We start from the raw sequence: 20,722 nt of genomic DNA, 5'->3' as shown, positions 1-20,722 counted from the left end.
TGCGACCTGCGGCGGCCCGTCAGTCGACGAGACTGTCCAGCGCCTTCGTGTAGCGGTTCGCGTGGCTGCGTTCGGCCTTCGCGAGCGTCTCGAACCAGTTCGCGATTTCGTCGAAACCTTCGTCGCGCGCGGTCTTCGCCATGCCCGGATACATGTCGGTGTATTCGTGCGTTTCCCCGGCGATCGACGATTCGAGATTCAGCCGCGACGAACCGAACGGCAGGCCCGTGGCCGGATCGCCGACGGTTTCCAGGTATTCGAGATGGCCGTGCGCGTGGCCGGTTTCGCCTTCGGCGGTCGAGCGGAACAGCGCGGCGACGTCGTTCTGCCCCTCGACGTCGGCCTTCGAAGCGAAATACAGATAGCGCCGATTCGCCTGCGATTCGCCCGCGAAGGCGGCCTTCAGGTTCTCTTCGGTCTTGCTGCCCTTGAGTTGAGCCATTTGCGCCTCCGTTCGAGTCGGCGCGGCCGCGTGCGACGCCGGGCCGATCAGATATGTGGGGAACGATGCGTGCGCCGGGCGCGCGTCGTGCTCTTCAATCTAGGCGCTCCCGTCCGCATCCCCCAATAGGCTTTTTCAATGCGGGCGATAGTGCCGGGGGCGGGTCGCGGGCGACGCGCGGTGCCGCGCGCTCCGCTCATGCACGAGGGGCCGCGTCACGCATCCATCGCGCGCTTGAGCAGCAATTCGCGCTCACGCTCGTTGCGCGTCAGTTCCGCCGCGCGGCGGAATTCCAGCTTGGCCTCGTCGGCGCGACCGAGCTTCGCGAGCAAATCACCGCGCACGCTCGGCAGCCAGTGATAGCGCGCGAGCGCCGGATCGTCGCGCAGCACGTCGACGAGTTCGAGCGCCGCGGCCGGCCCGAACGCCATGCCCACCGCCACCGCGCGATTCAGTTCGACGACCGGCGACGGCGCGACTTCGGCGAGCGCGTCATACAACGCGACGATCTGCGCCCAATCCGTGTCCGCCGCATGCTGCGCCCGCGCGTGGCACGCGGCGAGCGCGGCCTGCAGCGCATACGGCCCGCGCACGCCGCCAAGCTTCGTCGCCCGCTCCAGCGCCGCGAGGCCGCGCCGGATCAGCAGCGGATCCCAGCGGCTGCGGTCCTGGTCGAGCAGCAGCACGGGCCGGCCCTGCGCGTCGACACGGGCATGCATGCGCGACGCCTGCAGCTCCATCAACGCGACGAGCCCGAGCACTTCGCTTTCGTCCGGCGCGAGCCCGGCCAGCACGCGGCCGAGCCGCAACGCCTCGTCGCACAGCGCCGGGCGCATCCAGTCGTCGCCCGCCGTCGCCGCATGGCCTTCGTTGAACACGAGATAGATCACTTCGAGCACGGAGGCGAGCCGCGCGGGCCGCGCATCGGCGGCCGGCACCTCGAACGGCACGTGCGCCGCCGCGAGCGTGCGCTTCGCGCGCACGATCCGCTGCGCGATCGTCGGCTCCGGCGTCAGGAATGCGCGCGCGATCTCGCCCGTCGTCAGCCCGCCGAGCAGCCGCAGCGTCAGCGCGACGCGCGCGTCGGTCGACAGCACCGGGTGGCACGACGTGAAGATCAGTCGCAGCAGGTCGTCGCCGATGTCGTCGTCGCGCGCGTCGGCGAGCGCATCCGCGATGTCGGGAACGACGTGCGCTTCGAGCGCGTCCATCTCGTGGCCGAGCTGGTCGCGCTTGGCCGCATGAAGCGACTCCTGCCGGACCCGGTCGAGCGCGCGACGCTTCACGGCCGTCATCAGCCACGCGGCGGGGTTGTCGGGCACGCCGTCGACGGGCCAGTGCTCGAGCGCCGCGACGAGCGTGTCCTGCGCCAGTTCCTCGGCCACGCCGACGTCGCGCACCACGCGCGCGGCGCGCGCGATGATCTTCGGCGCCTCGATTCGCCAGACCGCTTCGATCGCACGATGCGTCGCCTCATGCGTCACGACGCCTGCCCCTGGGCGGACGCATCGAGCGGCATGGCCATCAGCTCCCACGTGTGGCCGTCCGGATCGGTGAACGCGTGGCCGTACATGTTCGGATACTCGCGCGGCGCCTGCGGCGCGGCCCCGCCGGCCGCCAGCGCCTTCGCGACGAGCGTGTCGACTTCGGCGCGGCTGTCGCACGACAGGCACGACAGCACCTGGATGTGCGTCGCCGGATCGATGATGGTCTTGTCGGTGAAGGTCTGGAAAAACGGCCGCACGAGCAGCATCGCGAAAATCGTGTCGCTGATCCTGATGCAGGCGGCCTGCTCGTTGGTATAGGCCGGCACGACCTCGAAGCCGAGCGCCTGGTAGAACGTCTTCGCGCGCGGCAGGTCGGCTACCGGCAGGTTGATGAAAACCATCTTGTGCATGACGGGTGCTCCCGGTGAGGTTGGATTCAGGCGTGGCCGCGGCCGACGTGAAGATCGCGGAACCGCTCGACCGCATCGCTCGGCGTGAGGTCGTCGAGCTCGAACAGCGGCCGCACCTCGATCTCGCAATCGAGCTCGGCGCCGAACGGCGCGGGGAACCGGCGCGTCCATTCGAGCGCCTCGTCGCGCGAGCGCACCTGGATCAGCGTATAGCCGGCGATCAGTTCCTTCGTCTCGGCGAACGGGCCGTCGATCACCGTGTCCTTGCCGCCCGTGTAGCGCACGCGCCAGCCGTGGGCGCTCGGCCTCAGGCCGTTGGCGTCGAGCAGCACGCCGGCCTTCGCCAGTTCCTCGTGATAGACCGTCATCGCCTCGACCAGCCGGTCGTCCGGCAACGCGTCGGATTCGCTGACCGCGTTCGCCCGAATCATGATCATGAATCGCATCGTTCACTCCTTGTCGTCGGTGGAAAGCGGCGCCCGTTCCGCGGCGCCTTACCCTGACGACGAGCGCAACACAGCCGGATCGACACGCGCCACGACAGATCAGGGTAAATACCGAGTCGCGACGCTCACAGGAAGCACGGGCCGACCGCGCGCACCTCGACCGTGCACCACTGCGCGGCCGGGCACTGGCGCGCAATCTCGATCGCTTCCTCGCGCGTGTCGACGTCGACGAGGAAGAAGCCGCCGACCATCTCCTTCGCCTCCGCGAACGGGCCGTCGAGCAGCCGCGTCTCGCCGTCGCGCACCTGCACGCGCGTGCCGCGCTCGGACCGCTCCAGCGACTCGACGCCGCGCAGCACGCCGCGCGCCTTCAGCGACTCGGCGAAATCGACCATCCGCGCATAGAGCGCCTGGCCTTCGTCGAGCGTGCGCTCGGCGCGCTGTTCGGTCGGTTCGACAATCAACAGCATGTAAGACATGGATTTCTCCTGTGGGAACGGGGCGCGGCGGCATGCAGCGGACGAGCGGTACACGATGCCCGGTGCGAAAGCGTAACAGCCGCGGAGCGGCTTGCCGCATCGTTGGCCAACCGGCAATGGCCGAACGGCCATTTCGACCGCAGCCTGACATTTTGCCTTCAAGATGCGGTCCCGAACTGTCGGATTTTCATCCTGTGGACCGCCCCATGTCACGCCCGCTGCCCCTGTTTGCCGTCGCGCTGTTCGCCGTGCTGTCCGTCGTGCTGCCCGTGGCCTTCTGCGCCCGACCGCCCCCCCGCCGCGCCGCCGGTCAGCAGCGGCTGCGGCGGCGCGGCCACGGCGATTGCCGAGATCCGCCGCGCCGGCGGTCCGTCGCCGCTCGCCGGGCAAACGACGTCGATCGAGGCGGTCGTCACCGCGGCGTTCGGCGGCGCCGACGGCTTGGGCGGCTTCTTCGTCCAGCAGGCCGACGCACGGCGGCAGCGCCGGCCGGGCGTTTCGGAAGGCCTGTTCGTCTACGCGCCGAACGCGCGCGCCGAACCCGGCGATCTCGTGCACCTCACCGGCAAGGTCGACGAGCGATACGGCCGGACGCAGTTGACGCTGACGGGCCGCGTGGCCGTCTGCGCCCGCGGGCAGACGGTCACACCGGCCGCGCTCACGCTGCCGGTCACGTCGCCCGCCGTCCTCGCCGCACACGAAGCCATGCGCGTACGCCTGCCGCAAACGCTGACGGTCAGCGATACCTACGAACTCGGCCGCTACGGCAGCATCGTGCTGAGCAACGGCCGGCTGCGCGTGCCGACCCAGGTCGCGCCGCCGGCCGACGCTGCCGCGCAGGCAGCGGCCAACGCATTGAATCGCATCGTGCTCGACGACGGTTCGAACCGACGCGACCCGCCGACCGTCCGCTATCCGCCGCCCGCGCTGAGCGCCGCCAACACGCTGCGCGCGGGCTACACGGTACGCGGCGTCGAAGGTGTGCTCGAGCTGCGCTACGGCACATGGCGGCTGCAACCGGCGGCCGGCACGGCGCCCGTATTCGATGCCGCCGCGAACCCGCGCACCGCGGCACCGGCCCGGCATCCCGATGCCGACGTGCGCATCGTGTCGTTCAACGTCTTCAACTATTTCAACGGCGACGGCCACGGCGGCGGATTCGACGCGCCGGCCAATCGCGGCGCGAAAACACCGGCCGCGTTCGCGCGCCAGGAAGCGAAGATCGTCGCGGCGTTGCGCGCGCTGCGCGCCGACGTGATCGGGCTGATGGAAATCGCGAACAACGGCCACGGCGACGCGAGCGCCATCCGTCGGCTCGCCGCGCAACTCGGCGACGGCTGGCGCGCGGTCGATCCCGGCACCGCGGGGCTGGGCCGCGACGCGATCGCGGTCGCGCTGCTGTACGACAGCCGCACGGTCGAGCCGGTCGGGCGCGCCGCCACCGTCTCGCTCGGCGGCCGGCACCGCCCGCCGCTCGCGCAGACGTTCCGGCGCATCGGCGGCAAGCGTGCGCTCACGGTCGCGGTCAATCACCTGAAGTCGAAGAACTGCCCGCATGCGAGCGGCGCCGATCTCGACCAGTCGGACGGCCAAGGCTGCTGGAACGCGGCGCGCACGCGGGCGGCCGCGCGCGTCGCCGACTGGCTCGCCACGTCGCCGACGGGCGTCGCGGCCGACGGTGTGCTGCTGATCGGCGATCTGAACAGTTATGCGAAGGAAGACCCGGTCCGCACGCTCGAAGCGCGCGGCTACGCGAACCTGGTCGCGCGCTTCGTCGGCGATGCTGCGTACAGCTACGTATTTCGCGGCGAAGCCGGCAATCTCGACCATGCGCTCGCCACGCCGCCGCTCGCCGCGCGCGTGAAGGCCGTGCGGTTCTGGCACATCAATGCGGACGAACCGCTCGCGCTACAACCCGTGCCCGATTACAAAACGCGTGCCCGACGGGCGGCTTATTACGCGCCGGACGCCTACCGCGCGTCGGACCACGATCCCGTCGTCATCGACGTCGCACTGAACGACACCGGCACCCAGCCGGCATCAGGCACGAATCGTGCGCCTCCACCGGGCGTCGAGTAGTGCATTTGCATCAACAACCAACCTGCAACGGCACTATTTACCTGATGCCCGTGGCGGCGCCATATTTACCGGACCTTCACTGCGACCCGCTGCTCGACACGCTGTATCGCCCCGAAGCACGAAATTTTTTCAACCGCTGCGCCGCCCCGCGCGACGGGGTTTCCCGGCGATTCCGCCGACGAATTGAAAATTTGTCTCGAAACTCAATCGGATCAAGTGAATCACATAAGTTGCAGCGATTCTTCTTATCTTCAAATTGCCTTGAATCAAAGGAGGATAAACACCATGGCGCTTACCGACTCGATCGAACACAAGCTGGACCGCGGGCTGTCCGATATCCGTCGCACCGGCCGACGCGTGGGCCGCACGACGCGCGCGGCTGCCCGCGATCTGCATGACGACGTGACCGACGATCTGCGCGGGCTGGTCGACGAACTGGAAGATCTGCTGAAAAACGATGGCGATGGCGATATCGCCGCGCTGCGCAAGCGCGTGCAATCCCGGCTCGACGAAGCGCGCGGCGCGCTGGACTACGCATCGGGCAGTGCGGCCGCCCGGCTGCGCGAATCGGCCGAACGCGTGTCGCAGGCCGTGCACGACAACCCGTGGCAAACCGCCGGCGTCGTCGCGGGCCTTGCGTTCGTTGCGGGCTTGCTGCTTTCCCGCCGTTGAACGGGGCGGCGTGCACCGCCGCCCGCCTCGCCCGTCACTCATCAGACAACGAAGGAGAAACGCCATGCAGAAATCCCTCGCCATGAAAGCCGCCGCTGCCGTGATGCTCGGCAGCCTCGCCCTTGCCGGCTGCACGACCACGTCCGGCAAGCCCGATAGCACCGCGGCCAGCGCGTCGAAGCGCGAGTCGATCGACGCCAGCGTGAACGCGACGTTATCGCGCCTGTATTCGACGGTGCCCGGTTCGCGCGACCTGGTCTCGAAAGCACGCGGCGTCCTCGTGTTCCCGAACGTGCTGCAAGCCGGCTTCATCGTCGGCGCCCAGTCCGGCAACGGCGCGCTGCGCGTGGGCGGCAGCACCGTCGGCTACTACAACACGTCGTCGCTGTCGGTCGGCCTGCAGGCCGGCGCGCAATCGAAGGCGGTCGTGTTCCTGTTCATGACGCAGGATGCGCTCGACTCGTTCCGCAAGTCGGACGGCTGGTCGGCCGGCGCCGATGCGTCGGTCGCGGTCGTGAAGGTCGGCGCGAACGGCGCGGTCGATTCCAACACGGCCACCGCACCGGTGGAAGTGCTGATCCTGACCAACGCGGGCCTCATGGGCGACCTGTCGGTGAACGGCACGAAGGTCACCAAGCTCAACATCTGACGATGCGGCGCGCGGCCTCGCGCCGCGTTCGCTTCCCGGCAGCGCCGCGGCCTCGGCCGCGGCGTTTTCGCATGTGCATCGCGCAGCGGCTATGATGGCGGCACCTTTGCGGGCATACTCCGCATGGGCCGCCCGGCGGCGCGTTGCGGCGCGAACCTGAGGTTCGCGAACCGATCGCGCGCGGGACAACGAGATTCAATCAAACCACGCATCAATCTGCGCGAATGTCACCCATGGATAGCGGACACGATCACCAAAAATTCTTCTACTTCCTGCTGTTCGCGGTCACCGTCGGACTCTGCTGGATCCTCGCCCCGTTCTCCGGCGCGGTCTTCTGGGGCACCATTCTCGCGATCCTGTTCCAGCCCGTGCAGCGCTGGCTGGCCGCACGCTTCGGCAAGCGGCGCAATCTGGCCGCGCTCGTCACGATGTCGCTGATCATCCTGATCGTGATCCTGCCGCTCGTGTTCGTCACGGCGACGCTCGTGCAGGAAATCGCGTACGTGTACCAGGAGCTCAAGGACGCCCAGCCGAATTATTCGCAGTACTTCCATGACATCATCCATGCGCTGCCGACGTCGATCCAGAACCTGCTGCAGAAATACGGGCTGACCAACATCCCCGGCATCCAGAAGAAGCTGACCGACGGCGCCGCGCAGATCAGCCAGTTCGCCGCCGCCCAGGCGCTCAGCATCGGCCAGAACACGTTCCAGTTCGTCGTGAGCTTCGGCGTGATGCTGTACATGGTGTTCTTCCTGCTGCGCGACGGCGGCGAGATCGGCCGCCGCGTGCGCCGTGCGCTGCCGCTCGACGAAGAGCACAAGAACCTGCTGCTCGCGAAATTCACGACGGTCGTGCGCGCAACGGTGAAGGGCAACATCGCGGTCGCGCTCGTCCAGGGCGCGCTCGGCGGCCTGATCTTCTGGATCCTCGGGATCGAGGGCGTCGTGCTGTGGGGTGCGCTGATGGCGTTCCTGTCGCTGTTGCCCGCGATCGGCGCGAGCCTCGTGTGGGTGCCGGCCGCGCTCTACTTCCTGATGATCGGCGCGGTATGGAAGTGCGTGATCCTCGTTGCGTTCTGCGTCGGCGTGATCGGCCTCGTCGACAACCTGCTGCGCCCGATCCTCGTCGGCAAGGACACGAAGATGCCCGACTGGGTCGTGCTGATCTCGACGCTCGGCGGGATGGCGCTGTTCGGCATCAACGGCTTCGTGATCGGGCCGCTCGTCGCCGCGCTGTTCATGGCGAGCTGGGACATCTACGCGCGCGCCGAACAGGGCGAATGACACGCGGGCGGTGGCCGGCGATCCGCATGCGCGCGGCTCTCGCCGGTCAAGGATGACGGATATGGATCACGACGGGCGCCACGGCGCCCGTTGCTTCATCCGCCGCAATCGTCACCACGCCGCCGTACGGGCCGATGCGATGCGCGCGCCCGGATTCCAGCGACACGATGCGATTGTCGCGTGCGTCGTGCCAAGTTGCGCGAATCGCAGTTCCCGCCGACCGGGAAATCGGCTGGCCGTCCAGCCCCATGAGCGCCACGTGCGCGCCGGGCAAGCGCCGGCCATGCGCATCGAACCGGAGCGTCGCCGCCGTCGCACGGCTTGATACCCCGATCGACGGCGCGTCGAACGTCACGTCGTACAGATCGACGAGCACGCCGGTAAATCGCACGACGCCATCCGCGTTCGCATGCCCGGCCGCACCGGCGCCCGACATCGCGAGCGCGGCGCCGATCCCCGTTGCGGCGATCCGCAGCCTGGCGCCGATGCGCCGCTTCGTTCGATCGCGCATCCCCGCCAGTACGTCCGGCCTTGTCTTCGCGTGCATGTTGCGCCTCCCTGTTCGCCGCGCAAATGAAAACGGCGGCGTGACGCACCGGTCACGCCGCCGTTTGCTGGCAATGTCTTTAAGGAGAGCGGCCGAAACAATATATGGGACAAATCCTAAATTGGTTCTCGAAAGTACTCTCGATGGCTACTCGTCAAGTGGGTGGATTAGGTCGCGACCGCGCATGCGTCGAGGCAGGGGAAGGTCACCGCACAACCGATAGAAGGCGTCCGCGACACGCACCTTGGGGCGGACGCGTGTCGAACTGATCCACAGCGGCGAACCCTGCTGCTTGTACCACCGCCAGCCGTTCTCCGCCGTGATCTGCATGGCCCGATCGGAACATAAGCCGTCGGCGATGTCCTCGTGATACAGACGCATCGCCACCTGCTGTCGCCAGTGACGAAGCGCGTCCGGGCCAACCCAACACAGCGTCGCAGCCCACAGTCCAGCTCCTGGCATGAACGGCCAGGTGCTATCCAGTGCCTGTGCAGCCATCCAGCAAACGATCGTCTCCCACACCGCACAGAGAATCGCGCCCACCCAAAACAGATACAGTACGGCGTAGCGGCGATGATTGCTCCACCGCCCCCGCTTGCGAACCTCGCGTTCGATTTCGTGCCACGCATCGCGTGTCCCGAGCTTACTCATGTGCGTTCCTTTGACCGTTGCAACTCACTGAAAAAGTCGTCTTCCAGTAGACGCCGGTTCAGTATCGAACCGCCTATCTGGATCGGCAACATCAGGATCACGAGCGCCAGCACCGCCCAGCCGATCCACGGTCTCATGACGCCCAACGTCTCGGCTCCGAACATCGTCAAACAGGCCACCCCCATCAAGCCGATGGTCGCAGACAAACTGAGCATCCGGTAATACTCGGACTTGACGGGTTCAACCGGCGCCAGCTGTGTGCCAATCAGGTTCAGTTGCACACCGTGCCGTGTCGGCGTGGCGACCAGTTGTACGCCTTGGCCGTGCTGCACGATCTGCGCCGCCAATGCGCGCAGCAGCAGCGGGCTGACTGGCCCCGGCTCACCCATCGCTTCATCGAGGTCGTGCGTCGGCAAATCGAGCCCGCTGTCCTTGACCGCGGCTGCGGTAGCGTGCCGGAGATGTCCAGGTAGACTGCTCGTCCACAGGTGCTTGATCCGGTCGGGCGGAACCTGCTGCGCGCGCAGAAGAGCGGCGGTTGCGTCTGTCACCTCATCGGCTTCGGCCGTGATTGGTCGCAACAGATACGCCTGCGGCCTGCGCTTGCCACGGTAATTGCGCATCACGTCCGATGAGGTGGTGAGAAGCGCTATGGCGGCCTCCGACCAGGCTGGTGCCTGGTCAGGTCGATGCAGTTGGCAAGCAAGGGTCAGCACGAACTCCGCCGGCGGTTGATCGTTGCCAAACCAAGGTTCGGTGAGTGACAGCGGCGTATCGAGCGATACCCATGAGAACGAGACGAGATCGGGCAGGCGCAGGCGTTGCCAAAGCTGCCTCAACTCGGACAAATCGTCCTGCGTTGCCGATTGCAGGTAGACGTGCATCGAGCGGGTGCGCGCGACGCCTGCAATCGTCGCTGACAATGGCGTCAACAGGCTGGTGAGTACGCCTTCGAGCCGCGCTTCGCTGGATGCCTGGTCATGGTTCGCCAGCGGTAGCCGTTTACCGGCATTCGCCGGACGCGGTCCTTCCAAGCCCAACATGCGCTCGCCCAGTTCGGCCTCCGGTGTGAGTGTCGTGCTCGCGACGATGACGACGCGCCGCTGCGCCCAGCGTCGCCAACTCGACTGGGTCTCCCGGCACAGGAAGTTCCACCAGTCCGTATCGTTGACCTCCTGCTCGTAGCCGCTGTAGAGGCTCCCGCATAAAGCAACCGTCAGCGCAAGCGGCAAGACCAGCAAGCGCACAAAAAAGTCGCCGGACGCGACCGGCTGCGGCCCCCAGGTCAGCACCGTGATGACCACGCCGGCCGCTTGGATGACGACGTAGATGGCTAACGCGATCCATAGCGGCGGCGGCTTGCCGCATACGCGTGGCAAGGGCGGACGCATGTGCCATTGCATGCTCATGCGATCGACACTCCCGACGATTGGGCAACGACATGGCTGCCGCACTCTGTGCGGCACCGATCGACGACCCACCTGCGCCCGCTTTCGCTATAACCGACGCCCGTCTCGATGATGCGGTTATCGCCGTGCTCGGGGCACGACACGATGTCGTGTAGCAAGGCTACCTTGCGGCCGTCGAGGGCGAACGTGGACGAGGCGGTTTTGACGGTGCCGCCGTGTGTTGTGGAGTCACCGAGACAAACGGGATTTTTCATGGTGTTATTCCTTGCAGCGAGGGACACGCGCGTTCTAACGCACCAGCGGCGCATCGGGGTTGGTCGGCTTGATTGATGAGTCGCACGTGATGCGGTCTTGACCGGAGGGAGTGCGAAGCTTCGAAAAAAGACCTGGTCTCTTCGACGCCAAAAATGTCGAACTGCGTACGCCCGCAGGATATGGCTTACTCAGATCGATATTCGGAAGCAACGGGTATTCTTTCACGTAAGGATCACCGTCTTCATCACCATAATCGACTTGGGCGACAAACAGCTTATCTTTCGTTGCTGCAACCGTAAATCTCTTCGAATCCTCGAACGGCTTATAGATGTGCCTCGCATATACCATTCCATGAAACGTGTTGCCACCATCCGTTGAGTACGCCATGACGGGGTTGCATCCTCTGTCGCCACAAACTGTATAAGGCGCGACTGCGGATGGAAACACGAGATTCATTCCAGTCGGATCGGCATTGATGATTCGCCCCTGGAAATTCTCGACGGTACCCCGCCCAAGCTTCCTGCGGATACTTGTTTTCGTATCGTTGTAGAAGGTCTCGCCGTGATAGCAATCACGATACCGCTCCAGCGTCACGAACCGGTGATCGTCAATTCGGTAAATGACTTGGGGCGGCGAATCATAAGGCAGTTCCTTGGCGCTCAGAAAGTCCGCGAGGTTAAACGAATGCGGCTTTTGTGTACTACAGGCCTGCATCATCAGCATCAGCGCGACAATGACGAGATTACGCACCATACGAATTTTCATAAACGGGATTTTTTCATGATGTTGTTCCTTGCAACGAGGGACGCGCGTTCTAACGCACCAGCGGCGCATCCGGGTTGGTCGGCTTGATTGATGAGTCGCACGTGATGCGGTCCTGGCCCGATGGCGTCCTTAAACCGAGCGGGACAGTTGTGTCGTATTCGACATGCTTGCTGTCAGGTATGTCGCTCTTGCCGTCGTAGACAAATCCCGGAATCAATGGATATGAAACGACATAAGAATCATATTGACGATGCTTTTCGATATAAACACGATCTTTCGTTGCCGATATCGTATATCTCCTCGAATCCTCGAACGGCTTATAGATGTGCCTCGCATACACCATCCCATGAAACGTGTTGCCGCCATCCGTTGAGTAAGCCATGACGGGGTTGCATCCTCTGTCGCCACAAACTGTATAAGGCGCGACTGCGGATGGAAACACGAGATTCATTCCAGTCGGATCGGCATTGATGATTCGCCCCTGGAAATTCTCGACGGTACCCCGTCCAAGCTTCCTGCGGATACCTGCTTTCGTATCGTTGTAGAAGGTCTCGCCGTGATAGCAATCACGATACCGCTCCAGCGTCACGAACCGGTAATTGTCAAGTCGGTAAATGACTTGGGGTGGCGAGTCGTAAGGCAGTTCCTTGGCGCTCAGAAAGTCCGCGAGGTTAAACGAATATGGCTTTTGTGTACTACAGGCCTGCATCATCAGCATCAGCCCGACAATGACGAGATTACGCACCATAGGGATTTCCATAAACAGGATTTTTCATGATGTCGTTCCTTGCAGCGAGGGAGATGCACATTAGCGCACCAGCGGCGCATCCAGGTTGGTCGGCTTGATTGATGAATCGCACGTGATGCGGTCTTGACCGGAGGGAGTGCGAAGTCCGTCCGGCATCAGCTTTTTCTTGGATGCCCATGCACTATCCGACTCAACGATCGGTTGATAAGGCTTGCTCCGATCAGCAAACGGGGCAAGCGTATATTGTCGAACGTTTAGATCGTATTCAGGGCGATCGCTTCTGTACTGGAATTTCTTGGCTATAAACAGCTTGTCGCTCGTGACCGCCACCGTATAGTCCTTCGAATCCTCGAACGGCTTGAAGCTATGAGGCATGTACGTCAAAAGATGGAAAGTCGCTCCGCCATCCGTCGAGTACCACAGCGGAACGGTACAACCTCGATCTCCGCATGAAATTCGAGGTGGAAGTGCAAGAGGCAGTACGATATTCATCCCTGTCTGATCGGCGTTGACTATTCGTCCTTGAAAATCCTCGAACAAACCAATTCCGATCTTCTTGCGAATGTTCGCCTTCGTATCGTTATAGAACGTCTCGCCGTGATAGCAATCACGATACCGCTCCAGCGTCACGAACCGGTGATCGTCAAGTCGGTAAATGACTTGGGGTGACGAGTCGTAAGGCAGTTCCTTGGCGCTCAGAAAGTCCGCGAGGTTAAACGAATACGGGCGCGGTGCACTACAGGCCTGCATCAGCAACAGCAGCGCGACAATGACGAAGTTACGCACCATTGGAATTCCCCCATTCGATTCGTTTTGCGTCGGCGCGGCTCTTTTCTTCCGCCACTGTGCTCCAGTCGATCATGTCCGGCTTTTCGACAGCCTTGAGAACACCGTCCGTAAAGTACGGATCGTAGCCTCGCGTCCAGTCAGCCTTCTTGATCAGTCGAGCCCAGAAATCCCAGTCCTCGGCAGCATCACAAAAACCAATCGGCAAGTCCCAGGCCACGACCCGTTTCATGAACTCCGCATGCGACGGAAGCGTGCTGTGATTGGTCGGCTCGGGACGGTAATTGTTGATCCGCTCCTGGAGTTCCTCTTGTGTTTCGAGTGAACGCATGCGCCCGCTGTTGGCATACACGTCTTCGCGTGTTTTGTATTCTTCGCGTTCATACATTGAGGCAAAGTTGGGAAAGGTGGGATCCAGATACCTTCCCTTTTCCGGGTCAAGCGGATCGGGAACAAACTTTCCCCACTCCGGCGCGACTTTGCGCGACTCTTCAAAATCCCGCATCTCTTCCGCCGTCAGCGGATTCGGTACCTGCTCCGCATTGATCGTGACGGTCTGGTTTGGCTTCGGTACCGCCCACAGGTTTGTCAGACCGAATACCCCGCCAGCCGGCCCGCGATTGCCATTCCAGAAGTCCGTCGTTTTCGCACCAGGGACCAACTTGTTCTCCGGGGTCGGCGGCAACGTGCCGAATGGCCGAACGCCTGATTCATCACCCACCGCCATTTCACGCGCCAGCATCCGCTGCTTGACGGTGTCGCCCAGTTCCGTCAGCAGTTCATCGCCGATGCCTTGCCAGCCAATGCTTTGCAACGTCGTGATACCCATCACCCGATCATGCGGCGTGAAATAGACGTATAAGCGGCCGTGATTGTCGCGCTCCGGCACGCCGTAATGCAGCTTCACGTCCGGCCGCCAGAAATTCATGTCCTGCGTTGCACCGACGTGCAATTGCTCCATCATTTCTGCGGTGAAGACCCGCTTGTCCCGCTTGATGCGATTCGCAATCTGGCGGAACGTGTTAACGCGCGCCTGCGCGGTCGGTCGCTCGCTCCCGCAAGTCAACGCATCCGTTGTCTTGTCATCCATCGCGAAAGGCGAGTTCATCACGAACAATGCGTCGGGCGCGCGAGTCTTGCATAGGGCCGTCGCAGCCATCGCAATCATGGTGCCCTGACTATGCGACATCACAGTCACCGTGTCGCGCGGGCACTCGGTTCGAATTTCGTCGATCAGGTTTGCCAAACGCTGTGCGGCGTGCGCGTAATAGTCGCGCGGTGGCGCATCCTGCAACTGCCGTTCCACTTCCGTGTTGAGCCGTTGCAAGTCGAAGCCGTAGATCGTGCGCGTGAAGCCTTTTTCACTCCAAAGCTGCTGGAGGTTGTTGGTGCCGTTCTGGAATGGCCCGCCGCCCCAATACCACGGCGTGTTTTGGCGGTGGTCCTCAACCTTGTGTGGCGTACATTCCGGCGCCCAAAAATCGGAACCCTGCTGATCGCGCAACGCGATCCGCCAGTTCTTCTCCTGACCTTTCTGCGCCCGGTAGCCCCAGTAGAAGCGGATCACGGGCGAGTTACCTTGATCTCCCTTAGCGATATGCCTAGGGACAGGATATTCACCATCTGTCGTGCTGTAGGCATTTGCCTTCAGATCACTCCGATTTAGCCGTTCATTGAGCCCTTGACACAACGCCTGCTCTGCAGCCTCATACCACTCCCCCTCGGAATTCACGCCGTGCACGAAGATGACGACACCGGGCAAATGCGGGGGAATCCGCACCTCGGCTCGCACCTGATAGCCCGTCGGTGTCAGGTACGATTCCCAGAACGGCCGGCCCAGGTGATCGCGCTGCATCGGCACGATGCGGGTTGCGTCCTCATGCCGATAGTGCTCCGGCTGTGTTTCGGTCGGCGTGTTCGCCGTATCGCCCGACCGATTAACTGAATCATCCATTTGCTCGAGCTCCGTTGTCGTTGTTCTTCGACAGCATCAGCTTGATTCCCTGTGCGATGTCGTTCGGCGTCAACGACGTTTCCCCCTTCGCGCTCGTCACGCCCTCCACGAGTCGACCGTCCGCCAGTTGGATCTTGTACGGCTTGTTCTTCATGGGTCGTCCGGTCACGCCGTCGCTCAGGATGAACCGCTCGTCATTCGCCATCGTGGTTTGATCGAACTTCGGCAACGGCAACGACAGCGCGCCCGGACCTTCCTTCTGAATCTCGACGATCTTCAGAATCAGGCTTCCTGCACCGCCAATCTCGACGTTATCGCCCTGCACCTTGACGTAAGCCGTGCCGCCGCCACTGAGCACAACGCCATTGGCTGCGTTCGCCGTCAGCGTGCCCGCCGCGCTGCTCAATTGCATGTTCTGTTGTGCTACCAGTTCCATCGCGTCCGACTGCGCCTGAATCTGAACCTTGCCGCGTGCGGCGAACAGGCGAATGCCCATCCGGTGCGCGAACAGCGACAACACGTCGCCTGCGGCGATGGCGACATTCCGTATCGCATTCACGTTGAATCGCGACGACGTGGCGATGCTCACGTCCTTGCCCGCCGACACCATCACGCGGTCGGGAGTCGCCACGCCAATGCCGGCCGGCGCGGACAGCGCGATGACCGACTTTTTCAGGCCCGCCAGTTCATCTTTGAGCCACGCGTTTTCGGCCTTCAGGTCCGCGATCTCGGCTTTCGCCACCCGCGCAGCCTCCGCCAACCCATTCGCATGCGCCTGCGTCAACTGGAACTGGTTGGTCGCGGAACGCATGTCCGCCTGCTCCCCTCGCGCCTTCTCCTGCCGATCCGCCGACACGAACATGCCGCCACCCGCTCGCACGTGTCCGCGATTGTCCGTGCGCAGTTCGAAGCCTTCGCCACGCGGCTTTTGGTCACGGTCGACGGTGTGGCCGAGATTCAGTTGCGTCTTGCCATGCTCGGTCGCCAACTTGATGTGTTCGCGACCGTCCCGGTCGTCCATCTCCAGGGTGTTGTTCGACCGGGTCCGCAGGGTATTGCGCGTGCCCCACGGAACGCCCGAGACGATCGGGTCCGTGTGCTGCGCGGTATGGAGCACGTGGCTGATGAACGGCAAATCGACGCAGCCCCACAGGAAGCTCACGCCAACAACGGTGCCTTCGACCAGTCCAAAATGAAAGCCAGTTTGATTCGGTCCTGCGAATGGCTTGGCAAGACGCATCGGGCAGCTTCGCAGACCCGGCATCCGCGTGTCGCGGTCCAGATGAAGGTGAACGATATATTCGCCCTGCCCGTCCAGGTAAGGGTCTTTCCAGCCACCCGACGACGCGATGGTCCCCGTGATGACGCCGTGAATCTTCGGCCACGTCTCCGTCTTCAACGGCAGCCGGTATTGACGGTCGGACGGAATCGCGTCGAACTTCACGCGATACGCCTGCTTGCGCGACGCGCGACATGCCATCCGGACCACCAGCAAACCGTGCTCCGCATCGGGCAGCTTCCGGTTCGACAACTTCAACACCGACCCGGGCGTGAGGTCCAGCATGTCGCACTCGCCGCGATACTCGACCTGTTCGGCCAGCGCGGCCTCGCGCCGAAGCAGCGCTTCCTCCTTCGCCTCGTCCACGCTCTGGTTCGGCGTGCCCCACGTATATGCGTCGCCATAGGTGGTGCGGTCCTCACGGATCGGGCTGACTGCCTCGATCGGTTCGGAAAGCTGCGCCTCCGTGCTGAACGTGCGGACCGTATAAGTCTCCGGCAGCGTCCTTGCGCTCATCTGCAGTTCATTGACGGATTCGATGCCGCTGGATTCCAGCCCGCTGTGCGGCCGGTAGGCAACCGTCAGGCGGTCGGGATCGCGTCGGTAGTGCGCATAGTCGTCGCCGAAGCGCACCTGTTCGCAGCGCTCGCCCGCTTCGCATACGAACCAGATGCCCGAACGGCGGCACAGTCTTGTGATGAACGCGAGGTCGTCCTCACCCCACTGCATCACGAAGCTACGTTTGCGGTAGGTACGGTGCAACGTGAATTCAAAGCCGGCAAAAATTTTGTTGAACGCGTGTTCCCGGAGAATCTGTTCGATGATATCGGGAACGGTCATGTCCAAGAAGAACCGGCACTTCGGTGCATGACGAAGCAAGGCCAGTCGAGACTCCAGCACAATCTCGTAGAGGGACTGGTCGCGATGGGTATCCTTCAGCGCGAATCCCGTCACGACACCTTGCACACGTCGCGCGTCTTCCGGCTGCCTCCAACGGTCGCGCGGCGGAGGCTGGATCACGAACGTGCCGATCCTGTTCAGAAACTCGCCGCGCGACAGGTCATGGCGGGGATGGGTGAACTGGATGGTGTACTTTGTCGGCTCACCAATTCCGCGCGCGCCCTCGAACTCGTAGATGTCCGCCAGCGCGGCAGCGGGATTGCCCTTGATGTCGAGGCTGTAGAACTGGTGGATGTTGACGCCCGCGCGCGCGGTTGCGTTGACGATAGCCATGCTCGCTGTCAATAGGCCCTCCCAAATGTCGGCGGAATACTCCGCCGGACACTAACGGATCAGGACCCAAGCAGCAATCAGACGAATTCGAATTTATCGGAAGCGCTGACTCAGCGCGTGCGAGCGCTGCGGCTCACGCATCCGAATCGACACGCAGCACGAGCTTGCCGCGATGGTCGCCATCGAACAGCCGGTTCAGCACGTCCGGCGCATTTTCGAGCCCATCGGCCACGGTTTCCTCGGCCTTGAGCCGGCCATCGCGCAGCCAGCCGGAAAGCGTCTGCACGGCTTCGCGGCTCTTGCGGTAGTCGAGGATCAGGAAGCCGCGCATCGTCAGCCGCTTCGAGATCAGCACGCCGACGTCGTCGGCCGCCCGGCCGCTGTTGTAGTTCGAGATCACGCCGCACAGCGCGACGCGCCCGCCGATCACCATCCGCGACAGCACCGCTCGCATCACCTCGCCGCCAACGTTCTCGAAGTTCACGTGCACGCCGTCCGGCGTCGCCGCCTTCAGTTGCTGACGAAAATCGTCGGCCTTGTAGTCGACGGCCGCGTCGAAGCCGAGCGTCTCGGTCAAGTAGCGGCACTTGTCCGCGCCGCCCGCGATGCCGACTACCCGTGCGCCGTGGATCTTGCCGATCTGCCCGGCGATCGAGCCGACCGAACCGGCCGCCGCCGACACGACGAGCGTTTCGCCCGGCTGCACCGGCGCGATGTCGGTCAGCCCGTAGTACGCGGTCAACCCGCTCATCCCGCACGCGCCGAGCAGCGTCGGCAGCGGCAGGCCCGACTGCGCGGGCAGCTTCACGAGCTGCGCGGCCTGCTCGGCCGGCACGACCGCGTAGTCCTGCCAGCCGACGAGCCCCTGCACGAGATCGCCTTCCGCGAACCCCGCGTTGCGCGACGCAACCACGCGGCCGATGCCGAGCGCGCGCATCACCTCGCCGATCGCGACGGGCGGCAGGTACTGCGGCACGTCGCTCATCCATACGCGGTTGGTCGGGTCCATCGACAGATACAGCACGCGCACGAGCACCTCGCCGTCGGCGAGCGCCGGCACCGGCGTCTCGACGAGCGAAAAATGTTCGCGGCCGACCCGCCCTTCCGGGCGCGTCTTCAGCAGCAGTTGGCGATTCACGGGTGTCGACATGATGTTCTCCTCCAATCGTTGTGGTTCGGGATGCGCGTCAGACCGCGCACATGCCGCCGTCGATCACGAGTTCGGCGGCCGTCACGAAGCGGCTCTCGTCGGACGCGAGATACACGGCCGCATGCGCGACGTCGTCAGGCTCGCCGAGCCGGCGCAGCGGAATGCCGCGCGCGAGCTTGCGCGTCGCGTCGCGTTCGCCGAGCGACTGGAACAGCGGCTCGACGATCCCCGTGCGGATGAACGCCGGGTGAATCGAATTGCAGCGCACGTCGATCTCGCGGCGCGCGCAATCGATCGCAACCGACTTCGTCAACGACGCGACCGCCGCCTTCGACGCGTTGTACGCGGTGAAATCCGGCTCGACCTTGAACGCCGCGACCGACGAGATGTTGATGATCGACGCGGGATGGCTCTCGGCCAGATACGACAGCGCATGCTTGCAGCCGAGCACGATGCTCTCGACGTTGATCGCCATCACGCGCCGCCATTCGTCCAGCTCGATTTGCGCGGGCGAGCCGATCGAGCCGACGCCCGCGTTGTTGACGAGCACCGACAGCCCGCCCATCGCATCGGTCGCCTGTGCGAGCAGCGTCTGCCAGCGCGCTTCGTCGCGCACGTCCTGGGTCGCGGCGAATGCGACCGGCGTCGCGCGGCCCGCGTTGAGTTCCTGTGCGAGCGCGTCGAGCACCGCCGCTTCGGCGATGTCCGTCACGAACACGTGCGCACCCTGCTCGACCATCCGCCGCGCGATCGCGCGGCCGAGGCCGCCCGCGGCGCCCGTGATGTATGCGCACTTGCCGGCGAGGCGCGGAGAAACGATTGTCATGTGCCTGCTCCTGTCTGAATCGTCGTCGCGGAATGTTGCCGCGACGAGGTGTCCGGGCTTTCCGTGCTTTCAGGCCCGCTGCCGGTCGACGTGCGCCGGTGGCCGGTGCGCCGACGTGACGACGCGCCGCACGGTTTCCGCGAGTATATCGAGATGAACGCGACGCATGCCTGCTTGGCCGGGCTGGCTGTCCTGCGGTTGAACGACAGCCAGCGTACGCGAATGCCGCCAATCGATGAAATGAATATTCGTTATGCCCGGTCATAGACATCGTTCATGACCAGCGCGTACCGGCGTCGATGCGCGAGCCCAAGCGGGCCGACCGGGCGGACTGGCGAGCGGGCGGATTTTCGGGATACCGGGCGTTGCGCTCCCCTCGACCGGGGAAACAGGGGGAAGCAGTCGGAAAAATGAACCGGCGCGGCATCGTGCGACCCGCCGGAAAACCCGGGAAAACGCCGGACGAACGCCAGCGGCAGGAAGGCGGCGCCGAAGGCCCGCCTTCGGTACCGGTCAGAACCGGTCGCCCGACGGCGCGCGCACGAACGCGCAGAGCTGCGGCGAATGCGTGTCGATCATCTGCTGGAATGGCGCACGGTGCCCGTACGCGATGCCCGACACCAGCAGCAGGCACGCCGCCGCGACGCGCGGCGAAAACGCGCGCTGCCGCGCGCCGTCGTAGCCGCGCAGGAACGCCAGCGCGACCAGCGCGCCGAGCATCCAGCCGACGACGACTTCCGGCACGGTGTGCGAATGATCGAACACGCGCGCGACGGCCGTGATCGCGCCGACGGCCAGCCCGGCCGCGATGCCGGGCGCCTTGCCCGGCCGGAACGCCTGCCACAGCATCGACAGCGCGACCGTCCACACGGACGTCGACAGCATCGTATGGCCGCTGATCACGCGGAAATCGAATTGCGGAAGCTCGACGCCGCATCCGGCGTACAGGATCTTCGTCGCGCCGACGAGCCCCATGCCGGCGGCCAGCAGCACGCCCCAGCGGGCGGCGAGGCGCCAGTCGGTCAGCACGAGCCATGCCGCGCAGGTCAGCGCGATCGGCAAGGTCAGCGCGGCATCGCCGATATTGCTGATTTCACTCCACATAACGGACTTCGGGGTCGATCCAAAGGCGGCAGTTTACCGCATGCGCGCCGCACGCCTGTGTCAGC

General features: G+C 64.2%; 20 protein-coding genes and 1 pseudogene. 4 read left to right on the top strand and 17 right to left on the bottom strand.

What is annotated here, in order from left to right:
- Window positions 1-19: 19 nt before the first annotated feature.
- The 5 genes from CFB89_RS19515 to CFB89_RS19495 form a co-directional block, all read right to left on the bottom strand.
- Complete coding sequence (locus tag CFB89_RS19515) at window positions 20-442, bottom strand: rubrerythrin family protein (RefSeq protein WP_089469275.1); 423 nt, start codon at window positions 440-442, stop codon at window positions 20-22.
- A gap of 215 nt (window positions 443-657) precedes the next feature.
- Window positions 658-1,926 (bottom strand): RNA polymerase sigma factor, encoded by a 1,269-nt coding sequence (locus CFB89_RS19510; RefSeq protein ID WP_089469274.1) that lies wholly within the window; start codon window positions 1,924-1,926, stop codon window positions 658-660.
- Entirely contained in the window at window positions 1,923-2,339 is a 417-nt protein-coding gene (locus CFB89_RS19505; protein WP_089469273.1) for a VOC family protein, read from the bottom strand. The genes CFB89_RS19510 and CFB89_RS19505 overlap by 4 nt, the downstream gene beginning before the upstream one ends.
- Before the next feature lie 26 nt (window positions 2,340-2,365).
- Window positions 2,366-2,785, bottom strand: coding sequence for a YciI family protein (locus tag CFB89_RS19500; protein ID WP_089469272.1), 420 nt, complete (start codon window positions 2,783-2,785; stop codon window positions 2,366-2,368).
- Between the two features lie 125 nt (window positions 2,786-2,910).
- Window positions 2,911-3,264 carry a YciI family protein gene (locus tag CFB89_RS19495; RefSeq protein ID WP_006482933.1) on the bottom strand — a complete coding sequence of 118 codons (354 nt, stop codon included), beginning with the start codon at window positions 3,262-3,264 and terminating at the stop codon, window positions 2,911-2,913.
- 206 nt (window positions 3,265-3,470) lie between these two features.
- On the opposite strand from CFB89_RS19495, the pseudogene CFB89_RS19490 reads away from it, so the two are divergent.
- The 4 genes and pseudogenes from CFB89_RS19490 to CFB89_RS19475 all read left to right on the top strand — a co-directional run bounded on the left by CFB89_RS19490 (window position 3,471) and on the right by CFB89_RS19475 (window position 7,950).
- Window positions 3,471-5,343: pseudogene (locus CFB89_RS19490) on the top strand (ExeM/NucH family extracellular endonuclease).
- A gap of 285 nt (window positions 5,344-5,628) precedes the next feature.
- Window positions 5,629-6,015, top strand: a complete 387-nt coding sequence (locus CFB89_RS19485; protein ID WP_089469271.1) for a YqjD family protein — start codon at window positions 5,629-5,631, stop codon at window positions 6,013-6,015.
- Window positions 6,016-6,079: 64 nt separating this feature from the next.
- A complete protein-coding gene (locus CFB89_RS19480) occupies window positions 6,080-6,664 on the top strand; it encodes a YSC84-related protein (RefSeq protein ID WP_089469270.1) in 585 nt (194 codons plus the stop codon).
- A 233-nt stretch (window positions 6,665-6,897) separates the two neighbouring features.
- Window positions 6,898-7,950 carry an AI-2E family transporter gene (locus CFB89_RS19475; RefSeq protein WP_089469269.1) on the top strand — a complete coding sequence of 351 codons (1,053 nt, stop codon included), beginning with the start codon at window positions 6,898-6,900 and terminating at the stop codon, window positions 7,948-7,950.
- Window positions 7,951-7,996: 46 nt separating this feature from the next.
- Here CFB89_RS19475 and CFB89_RS19470 read toward each other — a convergent pair whose 3' ends face one another.
- From CFB89_RS19470 to CFB89_RS19415, 12 genes are all read right to left on the bottom strand, one after another.
- Entirely contained in the window at window positions 7,997-8,461 is a 465-nt protein-coding gene (locus CFB89_RS19470) for a thioesterase (protein WP_089469268.1), read from the bottom strand.
- Window positions 8,462-8,644: 183 nt separating this feature from the next.
- Window positions 8,645-9,148 carry a hypothetical protein gene (locus tag CFB89_RS19465; RefSeq protein ID WP_089469267.1) on the bottom strand — a complete coding sequence of 168 codons (504 nt, stop codon included), beginning with the start codon at window positions 9,146-9,148 and terminating at the stop codon, window positions 8,645-8,647.
- Window positions 9,145-10,557, bottom strand: coding sequence for a hypothetical protein (locus CFB89_RS19460; RefSeq protein ID WP_089469266.1), 1,413 nt, complete (start codon window positions 10,555-10,557; stop codon window positions 9,145-9,147). The genes CFB89_RS19465 and CFB89_RS19460 overlap by 4 nt, the downstream gene beginning before the upstream one ends.
- Entirely contained in the window at window positions 10,554-10,811 is a 258-nt protein-coding gene (locus CFB89_RS19455) for a PAAR domain-containing protein (RefSeq protein WP_089469445.1), read from the bottom strand. The genes CFB89_RS19460 and CFB89_RS19455 overlap by 4 nt, the downstream gene beginning before the upstream one ends.
- 34 nt (window positions 10,812-10,845) lie before the next feature.
- Window positions 10,846-11,565, bottom strand: coding sequence for a hypothetical protein (locus CFB89_RS19450; protein WP_256979715.1), 720 nt, complete (start codon window positions 11,563-11,565; stop codon window positions 10,846-10,848).
- A gap of 61 nt (window positions 11,566-11,626) precedes the next feature.
- Window positions 11,627-12,325 (bottom strand): hypothetical protein, encoded by a 699-nt coding sequence (locus tag CFB89_RS19445; protein WP_256979714.1) that lies wholly within the window; start codon window positions 12,323-12,325, stop codon window positions 11,627-11,629.
- Between the two features lie 60 nt (window positions 12,326-12,385).
- Window positions 12,386-13,114, bottom strand: coding sequence for a hypothetical protein (locus CFB89_RS19440; protein WP_089469263.1), 729 nt, complete (start codon window positions 13,112-13,114; stop codon window positions 12,386-12,388).
- Window positions 13,104-15,065 carry a DUF3274 domain-containing protein gene (locus CFB89_RS19435; RefSeq protein ID WP_089469262.1) on the bottom strand — a complete coding sequence of 654 codons (1,962 nt, stop codon included), beginning with the start codon at window positions 15,063-15,065 and terminating at the stop codon, window positions 13,104-13,106. Before CFB89_RS19435 ends, CFB89_RS19440 begins: the two co-directional genes overlap by 11 nt.
- Window positions 15,058-17,577 carry a type VI secretion system Vgr family protein gene (locus tag CFB89_RS19430; RefSeq protein ID WP_256979713.1) on the bottom strand — a complete coding sequence of 840 codons (2,520 nt, stop codon included), beginning with the start codon at window positions 17,575-17,577 and terminating at the stop codon, window positions 15,058-15,060. The genes CFB89_RS19435 and CFB89_RS19430 overlap by 8 nt, the downstream gene beginning before the upstream one ends.
- A 133-nt stretch (window positions 17,578-17,710) precedes the next feature.
- Window positions 17,711-18,727 carry an NADP-dependent oxidoreductase gene (locus CFB89_RS19425; RefSeq protein ID WP_089469444.1) on the bottom strand — a complete coding sequence of 339 codons (1,017 nt, stop codon included), beginning with the start codon at window positions 18,725-18,727 and terminating at the stop codon, window positions 17,711-17,713.
- Between the two features lie 37 nt (window positions 18,728-18,764).
- A complete protein-coding gene (locus CFB89_RS19420; protein WP_089469260.1) occupies window positions 18,765-19,553 on the bottom strand; it encodes an SDR family oxidoreductase in 789 nt (262 codons plus the stop codon).
- A 513-nt stretch (window positions 19,554-20,066) separates the two neighbouring features.
- The gene (locus CFB89_RS19415; protein ID WP_089469259.1) at window positions 20,067-20,657 is read right to left on the bottom strand and encodes a phosphatase PAP2 family protein; all 591 of its coding nucleotides are present in this window, start codon (window positions 20,655-20,657) and stop codon (window positions 20,067-20,069) included.
- Between the last annotated feature and the right edge of the window lie 65 nt (window positions 20,658-20,722).

The organism is Burkholderia sp. AU16741, assembly GCF_002223345.1.
GTDB classification, from domain to species: domain Bacteria; phylum Pseudomonadota; class Gammaproteobacteria; order Burkholderiales; family Burkholderiaceae; genus Burkholderia; species Burkholderia sola.
Note: the sequence above shows the minus strand (reverse complement) of the source record. Positions and strands in the feature narration are given on the sequence as shown.